The following is a 13,645-nucleotide window of genomic DNA, read 5'->3' on the forward strand; positions in this document are numbered from 1 at the left end:
GCGTACGGCTGCGACACCTTCAACCGACTGCCCGGCCGTACGACTCGATGACCTCGCTGGGACGCTTCGCCGGCCTCCTGCTGTCGCCGACGGTCGTACCGGAGGCCGCCGCGCGCGTCGCGCGTACCGTCGGGTCGGCCCTGCCCACGGACGCCGTGCCGGCCCGGGTCACCGAGGTCGCGGGCAGCGTCGGTACGGCCGCGGCCCGGCTGGCCCGCCTCACCGGGCTGACCAGCCGCCGGGTGTGGTCGCAGGACGGCCGCCACCACATCGAGGTGCACGGCGTCTGCCAGGACGGCGGTGACCGGCTGGCCCGTCAGGTCGAGGCGGCGCTGGAGTCGATGCCGGGTGTGACCTGGGCGCGGGTGAACGCGCCGTCCGGCCGGGTAGTGGTGGCCACCGGGGATCCGGCGCCGAAGCTGCGCGACCTGATCGCCACGGTGGCCCGCGTCGAGCGGACCTGCCCGTACGAGCCGGACCCGGAGATCGAACCGCCGCAGCCGCCCGAGGACGGCCCGCGTACCGCGCGGACGTTCGGCGCGCTGCTGTCCGACGTGCTCGGGCTGGGTATCTCCGCCGCCACCCGCGTGCTGCCGCTGACCCCGATTCCGGCCGAGGTGGCCGGTCTGCTGGGCGCTGTCGACCTGCACCCGAAGCTGCACGCGCTGGCCGGCCTGGGCATCCGCGCCGACCCGCGCGCCGAAGTGCTGTTCCCGCTGGCCGAGGCCGTGGTGCAGGGCCTCACCGGCGGGTGGGCCGGGATCGTGCTCGACGGCGCGCAGCGCGTCGTGCAGTGGGGTGAGGCGGGTGCCCAACTGGCCGCGTGGAGCCGGGCCGAACCGCGCCTGACCGGCGACCCGGAGCACGCGGTAGCCCGGGTGCCCGACGGCGAGCGGCCCTGCCCGGTGCCGGACGGGCAGCCCGAGCGGTACGCCAAGCGGGTGCTCCCGGCCGGCGCGGTTGCCGGGGCGGCGGCGCTGCCGGTGCTGGGACCGAAGCGGGCCGCCGCGCTGGCGCTGTCCTCGCTGCCGAAGGCACCCGGCTCCGGCCGCGAGGGGTACGGCGCCCAGCTCGGCCGGATGCTCGCCCGGCGCGGTGTGATCGCGATGGACCGCAGCGTGCTGCGAGAGCTGGACCGGATCGACACGGTGGTGCTGGACGCCGCGGTGCTCGGCTCGGACCGGGGCGTCCTGGCCGACCTCGCGCCGCTGGCCGACGCCGACACCGGGCGGGTCTCCGCCCGGGCGTTCGCGTTGTTCGACCCGGACGAGCCGGACGCGGTACGCGCCGACGGCGGCTGGCGGATCGGCCCGCTGGACCGCCTCGGCGCCGACGATCCCGGGGACACCCCGGACAGCGCCCGGCTGCGCGCCGACGGTGGACGGCTGCTCGGGCTGGCCGAGAACGGCCGGCTCGCCGCCGTACTGCGGGTCGAGCCGGAGCCCGCGCCCGGCGTGGACGCGCTGGCGTCGGCCGCCCGCCAGGCGGGCCTGCGGCTCGTGGTCGGCGGCCCGGACGACGGCCGGTACGACTTCGCGGACCTGCTCGTGCCCGGCGGCCCCGGGCTCGCCGACTCGGTGCACGACCTGCAACGCGAGGGCGCTGTGGTGATGGTCGTCTCCGGTGAGCGGTCGGCGCTCGCCGCGTCCGACTGCGGCCTCGGCGTGTACGGCCCGGACGACCTGCCGCCGTGGGGCGCGCACCTGCTCGTCGGCGACGACCTGCGCGTGCCGGCCCTGCTGATCGACGCCGCCGGGGTGGCCCGCCGGATGACCGAGCAGAACATCCGGATCGCCATGGCCGGCAGCGGGCTCGGTGCGCTCGGCGCGTTCACCGCCGACCGGCGGCGCCTGCCCCGACCGGCCCTGGCGGCGGTGAACGGCGCGGCGGCGCTCGCGTTCGCGCACGGCGTGTTCCGGGCGCACCGGCTGCCGGACCGTACCGGCGCCCCGATGCCCGCGCTCACCGCCTGGCATCTCATGCCGGCGCAGACCGTCCTGGACCAGCTCGACACCGGCCCGTCCGGGCTGACCGACGAGGAGGCGGCCCGCCGCCGGCGCGTCGAGGTCGGGGACGAGCACGGCCCGGCCGGGCTGCTCCGCTCGTTCGTCGAGGAGCTGTCCAACCCGCTCACCCCGGTGCTGGCCGCCGGCGCGGTGCTCTCCGCCGCGTTCGGCTCCCTCGTCGACGCCGCACTGGTCGGCGGCGTGGTGGGCGGTTCGGCGCTGGTCGGCGCCGTGCACCAGCGCAACACCGAACGGTCCCTGGCCGAGTTGCTGTCCCGCTCGGCGGTCACCGCCCGGGTGGTGCGCGACGGCGAGGAGCGGGTGGTGCCCGCCGAGGAGCTGGTACGCGGCGACGTGATCACCGTCAGCTCCGGGGACGCCGTACCGGCCGACTGCCGGGTGCTGACCAGCGACGGGCTGGAGGCGGACGAGTCGTCGTTGACCGGCGAGTCGCTGCCGGTGGCGAAGAGCCCGGATCCGGTGGTGGCGGCGGCCATCGCCGAACGGCACTCGATGCTGTTCGAGGGCACCACTGTCGCCGCCGGCCACGGCACCGCGGTGGTGGTGGCCACCGGCGCGGAGACCGAGGCCGGGCGGAGCCTCGCCATGGCCCGGGAGGCCCCGCCCGCCAGTGGCGTGGAGGCGCGACTCGGCAAGCTGACCAGCAGCGCCGTACCCCTGGCGGCCGCCTCGGCGATCGCTGTGGCCGGGGCGGGACTGCTTCGGGGCGTACCCCTTGCCGAGACGGCGGCGACCGCCGCGAACCTGGCCGTGGCGTCGGTGCCGGAGGGGCTGCCGTTCCTGGTCAGCGCCGCGCAGCTGGCGGCGGCGCGGCGGCTGGCCGAGCACGGCGCCCTGGTCCGCAACCCCCGGACGATCGAGGCGCTGGGCCGGGTCGACGTGCTCTGTTTCGACAAGACCGGCACGCTCACCGAGGGGAAGCTGCTGCTGGCCGGGGTGGGTACTGGCGACGGCCGGTACGCCGCGTTGGACGACCTGGACGAGCCGCTGCGGTCGACGCTGGCCGCCGCGGTGCGGGCCACCCCGTCCGCCGCCGACCCGGACGAGTTGCCGCAGCAGACCGACCGGACGGTACGCCACGGCGCGGACGCCGCCGGGGTGGACGAGCGGACCGGAGCGGCGGACTGGACCGCCACGGCCGGGCTGCCGTTCGAGCCGTCCCGCGGCTACAGCGCCGCTGTCGGCCGTGCCGCCGGCGGGCTGCTGCTGAGCGTGAAGGGCGCCCCCGAGTCGGTGCTGCCGCGCTGCGCGTCCCGCCGAACCGCCGAGGGGGACCGGCCGCTCGACGCGGCCGGACGCGAGGAGGTGCAGGCCATGCTGGCCGGGCGGGCCGGCGCCGGGCACCGCATCCTCGCCGTGGCCGAGTGCCCGGTCTCCACCGAGCAGGTGAGCGACGAGCAGGTCGACGGCCTGGTCTTCGTGGGTTTCCTGACGCTCGCCGACGGGGTCCGGGAGAGCGCCCGGCCGGCGGTGGCCCGGATCCGGGCCGCGGGCGTGCACACCGTCATGATCACCGGCGACCATCCGGCCACCGCCGAGGCGATCGCCGCCGCGATCAGCCCGGACGACGGCGGGCAGCGCGTCGTCACGGCCAGCGACCTGGACCGGCTGGACGACGCCACGCTCGCCGAGCGCCTGATGGCGACCGACGTGGTGGCACGCTGCACGCCCGCCCACAAGGTACGGATCATCCAGGCGTTGCAGCGCCAGGACCGCACCGTCGCGATGACGGGTGACGGCGCCAACGACGCCCCGGCGATCCGGCTCGCCGACGTCGGTATCGCTCTCGGTCAACGGGGCACTCCCGCCGCCCGCGCCGCCGCCGACCTGGTGGTCACCGACGACCGGCTGGAGACGATCATCGCCACACTCGTCGAGGGACGGGCCATGTGGTCGTCGGTCCGGCACGCGCTGAGCATCCTGGTCGGCGGCAACCTCGGCGAGATCGCGTTCAGCGTGCTGACCGCCGCCGCGACCGGCCGGTCCGCGCTGAACGGCCGGCAACTCCTGCTGGTCAACCTGCTCACCGACCTGGCGCCCGCGCTCGCCATCGCGGTCCGCCCGCCCGCCGACGACAGCGCCGACCACCTGCTGCGGGAGGGGCCGGACTCCTCACTCGGCGTCACCATGACCCGGGAGATCGGCCTGCGCGCGGCGTCGACCACGCTGGGCGCGACCGCCGGCTGGACGATCGCCAGGTGGACCGGCACCCAGCGGCGGGCCAGCACCGTCGCACTGGCCTCGCTGATCGGCACACAGCTCGGGCAGACGGTGCTGGCCGGCGGCACCAGCCCCAGCGTGCTCGCCGCCACCGCCGCGTCGGTGGGTGTGCTCGTGGCGGTGGTCCAGACGCCCGGTGTCAGCCAGTTCTTCGGCTGCACGCCGCTCGGCCCGGTGGGCTGGACCATCGCGACCGGCTCGGCGCTCGGCGCGACGTTCGCCAACGGCACGCTGACCAAGCTGGTCGACCGCCTGCCGCAGCCCGGCTCGCATGGGCGTCCCGATCAGGGGTACGGCGAAGGACATGACGCCTGAGGTGACGTTCGTCGGTACGGCCACCACTGTGCTGCGGATCGGCGGCTTCACGCTGCTCACCGACCCGAACTTCCTGCACCGGGGGCAGCGGGCGTACCTGGGCCGGGGCCTGTGGTCGAAGCGGAGCACCGACCCGGCGCTGACCGTCCCCGAGCTGCCCCCGCTGGACGCGGTGGTCCTGTCCCACCTGCACGGCGACCACTTCGACCGGGTCGCCCGGCGTGGCCTGGACCGGTCGCTGCCGATCCTCACCACGCCGCAGGCGGAACGGAAGCTGCGCCGCTGGGGCTTCGGCGCGGCGGAAGGGCTGCCCACCTGGCGGGCGTACGAGCTGCACCGGGGCGACGAGACGCTGCGCCTGACCGCGCTGCCCGGCCAGCACGGGCCGGGCCTGCTCGACCGCGCGCTCCCCGACGTGATGGGCAGCCTGATCGACCTGGAACAGGGCGGCGAGCGGCGCTTCCGCCTCTACGTCACCGGGGACACGCTGCGCCGACCGCAGCTCGCCGAGATCCCCGCCCGCTTCCCGGACATCGACGCCATGCTGATCCACCTCGGCGGCACCCGCATCGCCGGCATCCTGCTCACGATGGACGCCCGGCAGGGCGCCGACGTGGTGGAGCTGATCCGGCCACGGCTCACCGTGCCGATCCACTACGACGACTACCCGGTGTTCCGGTCGCCGTTGCGGCACTTCGTCGAGGAGGCGAGGCGGCGCGGCTTCGCCGGCCAGATTCGTACCGTTCTTCGTGGCGAAACGGTTCCGCTGACACCTTGACCGGCGGGTCGCGGGCGGCCGCTCCGCGGCTGACCGCCGCTCAGTGCCAGGTGGCGGCGGCGCGGCGCAGCCGGTCGTTGATCGCCCGGCCCACGCCGCTGTCCGGTACCGGCTCGGCGACGATCTCGGTCACCCCGGCCGCGTCGAGCCGGTGCAGCGCGTCGAACAGCCGCGCCGCCGCCGCCGTCACGTCGCCGTCGGCCGACAGCACCTCCACCGCGGCCCAGTCGCCGTCCGCCGGTGGTTCCCGGAAGGCCAGGAATCCCTGCCGGCCGCCGCCGGGCTCGGCCGCCGCGCCCAACCGCAACGGGGTACGCGGGGCGTAGTGCGCGGCCAGCGTCCCGGGCGCGACGGGCTGGCCGGAGCTGCCCTGGCGTACCTCGACCGGGCCGACCGCCTCGACCAGCGCCTCGACCGGCAGCGCGCCCAGCCGCAGCACCACCGGCCGGTCACCCCGGGCGTCCACGATCGTCGACTCGATCCCGCACCGGGTGGGCCCGCCGTCGAGCACCACGTCCACCGCGCCGCCCAGCCCGGCCACCACGTGTTCGGCCCGGGTCGGGCTGAGCTGGCCGAACCGGTTCGCGCTCGGCGCGGCCACCGGCACACCGGCCGCCGCGATCAGTGCCCGCGCGGACGGCTCGTCCGGTACGCGTACCGCCATGGTGTCCAGGCCGGAGGTGACGATCGGCGGGATGATCTCCGGCCGGTCCACGATCAGGGTGAGCGGGCCGGGCCAGAACCGCTTGGCCAGCTCGGCCACCGCCGTGGGCACCTCGCCCACCAGCGCGGCCAGGTCGGCGGCGTCGGCCAGGTGGCTGATCAGCGGGTCGAAGCTGGGCCGGGCCTTCGCCTCGAAGATCCGCGCCGCGGCCCGGGCGTCGAGCGCGTTGGCGCCCAGCCCGTAGACCGTCTCGGTGGGGAAGGCGACCAGCCCGCCGGCGCGCAGGACGGCGGCTGCCTCGTCGATGCCGCTCTCGGCCGGCAGGACGCGCGGGGATCCGGTGCTCACGCTTCCGACGCTAGCCTGCCCGGATCGCCGCCCCGGCAAGACCCCGCCGTCGCGTGGTGGGGCGGTCAGCCGCGTGGGTCGGTGGCGGGGTCCGTGTCGGGGAGCGTGGGCGCGTCGGTCGGGTAGAGGCCGGCGGCGAAGCCGTACACCTGGTCGCCGGCCCGGGGGATCTGCGCGAACCGCCGGGCCAGCGCCTGCACCTCCGCCCAGAACTCGCGGACGTCCTCGATCGGGATGCGCGCGTGCACGAGCGTGCACCGCAACTCGTCGGCGGCGTGCGCGGCCGCCGCTTCGGCGGCTGCCTCGGCGAGCCCGTTCATCCGGGACACCACCTGCTTGTCCTCCGCCCGGCTGAGCGCCCCGACGTAGTAGGTGCGCGCCACCCGCCCGTAGAACCGCTCCTCGATGGCGCGTACCCGCCGGGTCCGCACCACGCGCAGCAGACCGGCGTCCACCAGCTGGTTCACGTGGTACGCCACGCTGCTCTTGGGCCGGTCGACGGCGCGGGCCATCTCGTTGACAGTGGCGGCGCGCTCCAGGAGCAGTTCGAGCAGCGTGCTCCGCAACGGGTCGGCGAGCGCACGCAGCTGCTCCGGAGCGGTGACCACGAGCAGGTCGTCGAGGTCGTAGTCCGGGATCCGCTGATTGACCGACATTTCTCGACCGTTCTAAGATTCTGGTTCGTTCGATAACTCTGGTCTGACAACTCAGGAGTGTAGTGATGGCCGAGATCGTGCTCTTCCACCACATTCAAGGGCTCACGGACGGGGTTCGCGCGCTCGCCGACTCCCTGCGCTCCGGCGGGCACACCGTGCACGCCCCCGACCTCTTCGACGGCGAACTGCCCGCCACCATCTCCGACGGCGCCGCGCTGACCAAGCGGATCGGCGGCGACGTCCTGGACCAGCGCGCCGACGCGCTCGTCGCCGACCTGCCGGCCGGCCTGGTCTACGCGGGCGTCTCCTGGGGGGCCGCCATCGCCCAGCGGCTCGCCCAGACCCGGGCCGGCGCCCGGGCCGCCCTCCTCTACGAGGCCTGCCTGCCGGTGACCGGCGAGTGGGCGATCGGTCCCTGGCCCGACGGCGTGGCGGTGCAGGTGCACGGCATGGAGCACGATCCGTTCTTCGGGCTGGAAGGGGACGTGGACGCCGCCCGCGAGCTGGTGTCGATCGTCGGCCCCGAGCGCGGCGAGCTGTACGTCTACCCCGGCGACCGGCACCTGTTCACCGACAGTTCGCTGCCCTCGTACGACGCGGAGGCGACCGCGCTGGTGGTGAGCCGCAGCCGCGAACTGCTCGACCGGCTCGGCTGACGCCTACCCGTCACCGCGCAGCCGCGCCAACGCCGCCGCGTACTCGGCGTCGGTCAGCACCCCACGCTCGTACTGCCTGGTCAGCGCGTGGATGTCGCGCCGCCGGGCGGCGTTCGGAGCCGGCCGCCGGACCTGCTCCGGCGGGTCCGGCCGGTCGGCGCGGGCCGGGTCCGGTGCCGGGCTCGCCGGCGCGCGCTGCTCCGGGGGACGGGCGTTGCGGTGGCACTCCCGCAGGTTCGCGAGAATCTCGTCGTAGTGCTCCGGCCAGGTGACCAGGCGGGTCAGCTCCAGGCGGAACGGCCGGACGACGGCGCCGGACTGGATCGGCGTCTGCACCGGCTCGCCGTCGGTCCGCTCGATGACGATCGCGTCGCGTCCCATGTCCAGACCCGCTATCGAACCCGCACCGCTGCGGATCTCCACGACCGACGCCCACGGCACCGTGGTCGTGCGGAGCAGCAAGCGCGCGCGCACGCCAACGGGGCTCACCCAGACGCCGAGCATCGCGCGGCGAACCGCGACGGCGAGGCCGACGGCGTTCCACACTCCGAGGAACAGCGCCTCCGGTCCCAGCAGCCCGCCGCTGCGGACCTCGAACACGAGGAGCACGAAGAAGCCGACCGCCAGCACCGCCACGACCATGAAGTCGGCGGTGGTCAGGTCCAGCGAGTACGGACGCCGCCACACCGTCATGCCGCCAGCGTGACCGATCGTGTCCAGCGGTTCCGCGTGGAGTCAGCGCCCGGCTACCGGTACTGTGCGATCTGGATCAGGTTGCCGCAGGTGTCGTCGAACACCGCTGTGGTCACCGGGCCCATGTCGACCGGCTCCTGGGTGAACAGCACGCCGAGGCCCCGCAGCCGGTCGTGCTCGGCGGCCACGTCGTCCACCGCGAACTGCGTCAGCGGGATGCCGTCGCCCGCGAGCGCCTCCTTGAACGCCTTGGCGGCCGGGTGCGCGTCGGGCTCCAGCAGCAGTTCCACGCCGTTCGGGGCGTCCGGCGAGACCACTGTCAGCCAGCGGTACTCCCCGGTCGGCACGTCGGTCTTCTTCACGAAGCCGAGCACCTCGGTGTAGAAGCGCAGCGCCTTGGCCTGGTCGTCGACGTACACGCTGGTGAGGTTGATTCTCATGGGTTCTCCTGGGTGGGTTCGGCGGACCTGAGCCATCGCTCGGTGATGGACCGCAGCGGCCGGGTGTCGAGGTGGTGGAACTTGTAGCGCCCCTGCCGCCGCGTGACGATCAGGCCGGCGGCCTCCAGGACGTCGAGGTGCTGGGAGATCGCCTGCCGGGACGAGCCGACCTGGTGCTTCGTGGCCAGCCGGCCGCAGATCTCGAACAGCGTCTGACCGTCGCGCTCGGTCAGCTCGTCGAGGATCAGGCGGCGGGTGGGATCGGCCAGCGCCTGGTACAGATCGCCCACGTCACCCACCATATGCAAGTAGTGGCTTGCCTATCAAGAGGCTGCCCGCCATCGGAGGACGTCATGCCCGGATACATCCTCACCGGCGCTCCCGGCTCCGGTAAGACAGCGATCCTCCGGCACCTGGAGATCGACGGATACCCCGTCGTGGAGGAGGCCGCGACCGACGTGATCGCGCTTCAGCAGGCGCTCGGGCGGCCGGAGCCGTGGCGGGAGCCGGGCTTCGCCGACCGGGTGCTGGATCTCCAGCGGAGGCGTCGGCGCCGGGCCGAGATGTTCGGCGACGACGTGGTGTTCCACGACCGCTCACCCGTGTGCACGCTCGCGTTGTGCCGCCACCTCGGCATGACACCGCCGTCCGCCCTGCTCGACGAGATCGAGGGCATGACCGCGGAACGGACCGTCTTCTTCGTCCGGAATCAGGGCTTCGTCGAGGCGACCGCGGCCCGGCGGATCAGCTTCGAGGAGTCGATCGTCTTCGAGCGGGTCCACGAACTGACGTACCGCGAGGCGGGATTCGACCTCGTCGACGTGCCGGCGGGACCGCTCGCGACCCGGGTGACGGCGATCAAAGAGGCAGTTGATCGACCGTGCCCTTAGCGCACTCTGTGCAGCGTCGGCCACATCAATGCCCTTGCTCTGGGGACCGATACCGCTAACATCTCCATGTTTTGATTTCCACGGGGAGGAAAGTCCACATGCAATGGAAGGTTCCGGCCGGTGCCCTGGTGGCGCTGGCCTTCTTGATTCCGGCGGCCCCTGCGGCGGCGCAAGCCGCATCGCCCGGGCTGAACGAGTCCTGCCAGACGGTCGAACGCAAGGTGTACAAGGACTTCCGCGAACTTGTCACCATCGACCTGGACACCGCCACCGTTTCCGAGCTTCGGCTGCTGGCGTACCGGCTGCTGGCCGAGGCGCAGGCCGAATCGTTGCCGGTTCTGCCGGGCGAGATCGAGGAGCGGCTCAAGGGCACCTCGGACGACCTTCGCGCATACCTCAAGAACGTGCAGGATCGCTGGGCGATCGCTCTGCGCGTCAGGATCGGCCAGACGATGACGGGCGCCGGCCCCAACGTGCGGGCCGCCGCGCAGAAGGTGCTCGACGACCCGTCCGTCGAGGCCTACCTCGCCTACCTGAACAACGGCCTGTACGAGGCTCGTGCGCTCGACTGCGCGTCCCAGACGCCGACGCCGACTCCGACGCCGTCTCAGCCCACGACCACGCCGACCGCGACGCCCAGCGCCACGTCGACAGTCGTACCGCCCGTCACCCCCTCCGCCGGCGTGGGTGCGCCCGGCGGCGACGGTGGTGGCGAGGGCGGCGGGCTGCCCGTGACCGGCGCCGACACCGCGACCGTGGCCGGCATCGGTGGGGCACTCCTGCTCATCGGCGGCGCCAGCTACGTCATCGGACGCCGGCGTCGTTCCCGCTTCGTCGCGTAGTTCCCTGCGCGCGCCCAGCTCGATTGCGTCATCGGGCTGGGCGCGCCGCGTTTTCCGGATTCCCCCGTCAGCCGGCGAGCTGCCGCCGCACCGAGTCGGTGTCCATCAGGTACGACATGTACTTGAACTTGCCGTCCTGCACCCGGTAGAAGGCGGTCTCGGTGAACGACACCGACTTGCCGGTGGGCGTCAGGCCGTTCCACTCCTTGACCGGGGTGCCCGTGTCGACGAGCCGGGCGGCGATCGTGTCGCCCTCGACGACGAGGTCCTGGATCTCCCAGTGGAGGTCTGGCACCGCCTCCACGTGCTTGTAGAACTCGGCCACCATGTCCGCCATCTTGACCGGGGTGCCGTTCATGACGACCTCCTCGTGGGCGAAGTCGGCCATGCGGGCGAACTCCCGCTTGTTCGCCAGCTCGACGTACCGCAGGTAGAAGTCCCGCAGTTCCTGGGTGGACATGGCTGGCTGGGTTACGACGAAGCTCATGATCGTTTTCCCTCATCTGTGTGCGTCGACCCGCATCACCGGACCGGCCGTCGGAGCGAGCGAGATTTTGTACCGCTCGGTTCTGACACGACCGTAACAGGATTCTGTACCGATCGGTCCCTGATCCGGGTCACGTTCTGTACCGATCAGTACGTGGTCCCTGGGTCCGAACAGCCTCGCCGATCTGCCCGCCGCTCGGGTGCTTGCCGGCAGTCTGCTCCACCCCCGCCCGTCTCACCGAGTTGCTACACGGAGAAATCCGTTGTCGTCGTAGTGCCGTCCGCCCACCATGGCCACTGTGAGCCGAAGCCTCCGCACGGACCCCCGATCCCGCCAGGCGCTTCGACGCGCGCCCGTCGGCTGGCTTGGCTGTACCGATGGCTGTACCGCCAAGCGCTCTCGCGCCTTGCGTCCGCCCCCGCTCGGCTTCATGATCCGCTCACCGGGAACGTGAAGGAGGAGCACATGGGCGCCTGGGACGACGGCCCGTTCGACAACGACAGCGCCGCCGACTGGTGCGGTGATCTCCACGATGCCGATCCGCCTGCCCGGCCGGCAATGGTTCGTGCTGCTCTGACAACGGCAGCGCTCAACACCGGGTACCTCGACCATGACGACGCCGCCTCGGCCATCGCCGCAGCGGCCATCGTGGCGTCTCAGATGCCCGGCGGAGAACCGATAACCTCGCCGTACGCGCCGGACTTCCTGCTTGCTGGTGAATCCCTTGACTTGGACGATGACCTGCCACAGCTGGCGGTCGAAGCACTCGACCGGGTCCTCGGCGACGACTCGGAGTGGCGGAGCCTATGGGGCGAGGCGGGAGCGATCGAGTTCCCGCGGATCACCAGGCTCCGCGCAGTGCTGTCCGGTCCTACCGAACTGCCCGGCCAGATCGCGATGCTTTAGGACCGCGCGTCCGCGTGGCGCGGATTTGCCCGTCATCCCGAGTCATCGATGCCACCCATGCTGCGGTCCTCTTCGTCCGGCGACGCTGCGATCACCTGGTCCCACGGGTTGACAATGACTGCGGCCTGCCTCTCGCTACAGGCCAAGCCGCTGAGCAGGACGTTGTTCTGATAGTCGAGGATCTCAAAGCGCCATCGATCGAGTTCCGGCAGGCGTTTCACTGTTGCCCAGAAGTGGCCGGAAAGATCGCTGGGGAACACCTCGTCCGGCAATACCGCTCCTCTGCCTCAAAGCCCACCTCCGTGAACCCAGCCGGCGACCAAACTCCGCGACCGCGTCGTGCCAGCGTCAGACAACGGGCAAGAAGTGGCCCTCGGTCGAGTCCATGCCGGCAAGACCGTCACCGTCGACGTCACCGAGCTGGCCATCACCTGCAACGACGGCATACGCACCACCCCCCAGCCCGTCCGCAACATCAAGCCAGCCGCCCCGAAAGACCGACTCCCCCTCCAGAACGGGCACGATGACCCGATGAGCAGCGCACACGATACCGGCAGGTTCGCCAACATCCGCGCCGACGACGTCGACCACGTCACCACGAACACCGATGCGGCCGAGATCGTCGCGCGGATGCTCACCGACCTGCGCGCGCCCCCACCGAGTGGGAGAACCACACCCTCGAACGTTCCCTGGACGCACTCAAATCCTCGCTCAAAGCCCTTCCATGGCTCTATCGCAACCGCGCGGGGACGACTTCCCCGACCAACCGACCTGGAAGCAGTTCACCTAAGCCCTCGTCATGGCCACCGGCCGCGAGTAGCCCTCGCCTAAAGCAGGCGCACTAAACCAACCGTCAAGCATCAGCAGGGACGGAACCGGTTTCCCGGAACGGCCGACCGAACGGCCGGGGTGGGCGCGATGCTGGAACCGAACGGCAGTCGATCGGCTGACACGTGCGGAGGTGGCAACGCATGCCCGACGATCCCCGATACCAGCAGGCCCTCGACACCGCGGAGCGCCTCCTCGGCCAACCGTTGACCCTGCCGCTGGCCGACGGGGAACCCGCGGTCGGTCAGGACTTCCGGCGGCTGGCGACCGAACACACCTTCGGCGACTCGTGGCCGCGACCAGGCCTGGACCTGCGGAGCCGCTGCCTGATCTCGGTGGCCGTCGCGGCGGCGCTGGGCACCCACGAGCCGCTGCGGGGGCAGTTGCGCATCGCGCTGACGTCCGGCGTGACCAAGGAGGAGATCGTCGAGCTCTTCATCCACCTAGAGGCGTACGCCGGGGCGGCCCGGGCGTTCGACAGCTACCAGGTGGCCGCGGCGGTCTTCGGCGAGCACCGCTGACGACGCTGCCAGCACCCGTCGACTCTAGTTGTCGAGCGGGTCGTCATCGAGGTCGACGGCCACCTGTTCGACAAGCCGTACCCGAAGTCAGCCAAGAGTCAGGGGAGGAGAGAACAGGCCGTGACCTGGCCGGATGATGTGGTGGAGCCCAGGGGACTCGAACCCCTAACCCCTGCCTTGCAAAGATCAAGACTTCTGTCGACCAGCGTCGGCCACTGCCGCTGACCTGCTCGGCTTGTCGGCTGCTGTCGCTCGTCACCCATACCCGTCGACCGGCTTGGCTGTACGGATGGCTGTACAGCCACACGGGTTAGGAAGTGTGGACACGGCCGGAACTCGCACACCTCGTCGGGTTAGTTCAGAGTTGGCGGCTG

General features: G+C 72.4%; 15 protein-coding genes. 7 read left to right on the forward strand and 8 right to left on the reverse strand.

Translation table 11 applies throughout. The annotated features are described in order from the left end of the window. Positions 1-47: 47 nt before the first annotated feature. Positions 48-4,562 carry an HAD-IC family P-type ATPase gene (locus ACN27C_RS08355; protein ID WP_422750855.1) on the forward strand — a complete coding sequence of 1,505 codons (4,515 nt, stop codon included), beginning with the start codon at positions 48-50 and terminating at the stop codon, positions 4,560-4,562. Continuing rightward, the gene (locus ACN27C_RS08360; protein ID WP_422750856.1) at positions 4,552-5,340 is read left to right on the forward strand and encodes an MBL fold metallo-hydrolase; all 789 of its coding nucleotides are present in this window, start codon (positions 4,552-4,554) and stop codon (positions 5,338-5,340) included. The genes ACN27C_RS08355 and ACN27C_RS08360 overlap by 11 nt, the downstream gene beginning before the upstream one ends. A gap of 40 nt (positions 5,341-5,380) precedes the next feature. On the opposite strand, the gene ACN27C_RS08365 is transcribed toward ACN27C_RS08360, so the two are convergent. Both ACN27C_RS08365 and ACN27C_RS08370 read right to left on the reverse strand, forming a co-directional pair. Then, positions 5,381-6,328 (reverse strand): L-threonylcarbamoyladenylate synthase, encoded by a 948-nt coding sequence (locus tag ACN27C_RS08365; protein WP_422751595.1) that lies wholly within the window; start codon positions 6,326-6,328, stop codon positions 5,381-5,383. Between the two features lie 89 nt (positions 6,329-6,417). Then, on the reverse strand, positions 6,418-7,008 hold the full coding sequence (locus ACN27C_RS08370; protein ID WP_120572495.1) for a winged helix-turn-helix domain-containing protein: 591 nt from the start codon (positions 7,006-7,008) through the stop codon (positions 6,418-6,420). 65 nt (positions 7,009-7,073) lie between these two features. Here ACN27C_RS08370 and ACN27C_RS08375 point away from each other — a divergent pair, with 65 nt between their 5' ends. After that, positions 7,074-7,664 (forward strand): dienelactone hydrolase family protein, encoded by a 591-nt coding sequence (locus ACN27C_RS08375; RefSeq protein ID WP_422750857.1) that lies wholly within the window; start codon positions 7,074-7,076, stop codon positions 7,662-7,664. Positions 7,665-7,667: 3 nt separating this feature from the next. On the opposite strand, the gene ACN27C_RS08380 is transcribed toward ACN27C_RS08375, so the two are convergent. From ACN27C_RS08380 to ACN27C_RS08390, 3 genes are read right to left on the reverse strand one after another with little or no spacing between them, the layout of a single operon-like run. Then, positions 7,668-8,357, reverse strand: a complete 690-nt coding sequence (locus ACN27C_RS08380) for a PH domain-containing protein (RefSeq protein WP_422750858.1) — start codon at positions 8,355-8,357, stop codon at positions 7,668-7,670. A 53-nt stretch (positions 8,358-8,410) separates the two neighbouring features. After that, positions 8,411-8,797, reverse strand: coding sequence for a VOC family protein (locus ACN27C_RS08385; RefSeq protein WP_422750859.1), 387 nt, complete (start codon positions 8,795-8,797; stop codon positions 8,411-8,413). After that, a complete protein-coding gene (locus tag ACN27C_RS08390; protein WP_091413576.1) occupies positions 8,794-9,099 on the reverse strand; it encodes an ArsR/SmtB family transcription factor in 306 nt (101 codons plus the stop codon). Before ACN27C_RS08390 ends, ACN27C_RS08385 begins: the two co-directional genes overlap by 4 nt. Before the next feature lie 51 nt (positions 9,100-9,150). Between ACN27C_RS08390 and ACN27C_RS08395 the strand changes: the two genes are divergently transcribed. Together ACN27C_RS08395 and ACN27C_RS08400 are read left to right on the forward strand one after the other, a co-directional pair. Further along, positions 9,151-9,687 (forward strand): AAA family ATPase, encoded by a 537-nt coding sequence (locus ACN27C_RS08395; RefSeq protein WP_422750861.1) that lies wholly within the window; start codon positions 9,151-9,153, stop codon positions 9,685-9,687. A gap of 98 nt (positions 9,688-9,785) precedes the next feature. After that, a complete protein-coding gene (locus ACN27C_RS08400) occupies positions 9,786-10,529 on the forward strand; it encodes an LPXTG cell wall anchor domain-containing protein (RefSeq protein WP_350814445.1) in 744 nt (247 codons plus the stop codon). 67 nt (positions 10,530-10,596) lie between these two features. On the opposite strand, the gene ACN27C_RS08405 is transcribed toward ACN27C_RS08400, so the two are convergent. Further along, complete coding sequence (locus ACN27C_RS08405; protein WP_422750862.1) at positions 10,597-11,016, reverse strand: ester cyclase; 420 nt, start codon at positions 11,014-11,016, stop codon at positions 10,597-10,599. A gap of 465 nt (positions 11,017-11,481) precedes the next feature. On the opposite strand from ACN27C_RS08405, the gene ACN27C_RS08410 reads away from it, so the two are divergent. Further along, positions 11,482-11,922 (forward strand): DUF4259 domain-containing protein, encoded by a 441-nt coding sequence (locus ACN27C_RS08410; protein ID WP_422750863.1) that lies wholly within the window; start codon positions 11,482-11,484, stop codon positions 11,920-11,922. Positions 11,923-11,954: 32 nt separating this feature from the next. Here ACN27C_RS08410 and ACN27C_RS08415 read toward each other — a convergent pair whose 3' ends face one another. Further along, positions 11,955-12,194 carry a hypothetical protein gene (locus tag ACN27C_RS08415; protein WP_422750864.1) on the reverse strand — a complete coding sequence of 80 codons (240 nt, stop codon included), beginning with the start codon at positions 12,192-12,194 and terminating at the stop codon, positions 11,955-11,957. Positions 12,195-12,270: 76 nt separating this feature from the next. After that, positions 12,271-12,513: a hypothetical protein gene (locus ACN27C_RS08420; protein ID WP_422750865.1), complete on the reverse strand. Its 243-nt coding sequence runs from the start codon at positions 12,511-12,513 to the stop codon at positions 12,271-12,273. Between the two features lie 380 nt (positions 12,514-12,893). Between ACN27C_RS08420 and ACN27C_RS08425 the strand changes: the two genes are divergently transcribed. After that, positions 12,894-13,271, forward strand: coding sequence for a carboxymuconolactone decarboxylase family protein (locus ACN27C_RS08425; protein ID WP_088986731.1), 378 nt, complete (start codon positions 12,894-12,896; stop codon positions 13,269-13,271). Positions 13,272-13,645: the final 374 nt, after the last annotated feature.

The organism is Micromonospora sp. WMMD1219 (assembly GCF_049315215.1).
GTDB classification, from domain to species: Bacteria; Actinomycetota; Actinomycetes; order Mycobacteriales; family Micromonosporaceae; genus Micromonospora; species Micromonospora tulbaghiae.

What these genes read in the sequence shown, in the direction of transcription:
- ACN27C_RS08355 (WP_422750855.1), top strand. Translation starts at nt 48, where the DNA reads ATGACCTCGCTGGGACGCTTCGCCGGCCTCCTGCTGTCGCCGACGGTC.
- ACN27C_RS08360 (WP_422750856.1), top strand. Translation starts at nt 4,552, where the DNA reads ATGACGCCTGAGGTGACGTTCGTCGGTACGGCCACCACTGTGCTGCGG.
- ACN27C_RS08370 (WP_120572495.1), bottom strand. Translation starts at nt 7,008, where the DNA reads ATGTCGGTCAATCAGCGGATCCCGGACTACGACCTCGACGACCTGCTC.
- ACN27C_RS08375 (WP_422750857.1), top strand. Translation starts at nt 7,074, where the DNA reads ATGGCCGAGATCGTGCTCTTCCACCACATTCAAGGGCTCACGGACGGG.
- ACN27C_RS08380 (WP_422750858.1), bottom strand. Translation starts at nt 8,357, where the DNA reads ATGACGGTGTGGCGGCGTCCGTACTCGCTGGACCTGACCACCGCCGAC.
- ACN27C_RS08385 (WP_422750859.1), bottom strand. Translation starts at nt 8,797, where the DNA reads ATGAGAATCAACCTCACCAGCGTGTACGTCGACGACCAGGCCAAGGCG.
- ACN27C_RS08390 (WP_091413576.1), bottom strand. Translation starts at nt 9,099, where the DNA reads ATGGTGGGTGACGTGGGCGATCTGTACCAGGCGCTGGCCGATCCCACC.
- ACN27C_RS08395 (WP_422750861.1), top strand. Translation starts at nt 9,151, where the DNA reads ATGCCCGGATACATCCTCACCGGCGCTCCCGGCTCCGGTAAGACAGCG.
- ACN27C_RS08400 (WP_350814445.1), top strand. Translation starts at nt 9,786, where the DNA reads ATGCAATGGAAGGTTCCGGCCGGTGCCCTGGTGGCGCTGGCCTTCTTG.
- ACN27C_RS08405 (WP_422750862.1), bottom strand. Translation starts at nt 11,016, where the DNA reads ATGAGCTTCGTCGTAACCCAGCCAGCCATGTCCACCCAGGAACTGCGG.
- ACN27C_RS08410 (WP_422750863.1), top strand. Translation starts at nt 11,482, where the DNA reads ATGGGCGCCTGGGACGACGGCCCGTTCGACAACGACAGCGCCGCCGAC.
- ACN27C_RS08425 (WP_088986731.1), top strand. Translation starts at nt 12,894, where the DNA reads ATGCCCGACGATCCCCGATACCAGCAGGCCCTCGACACCGCGGAGCGC.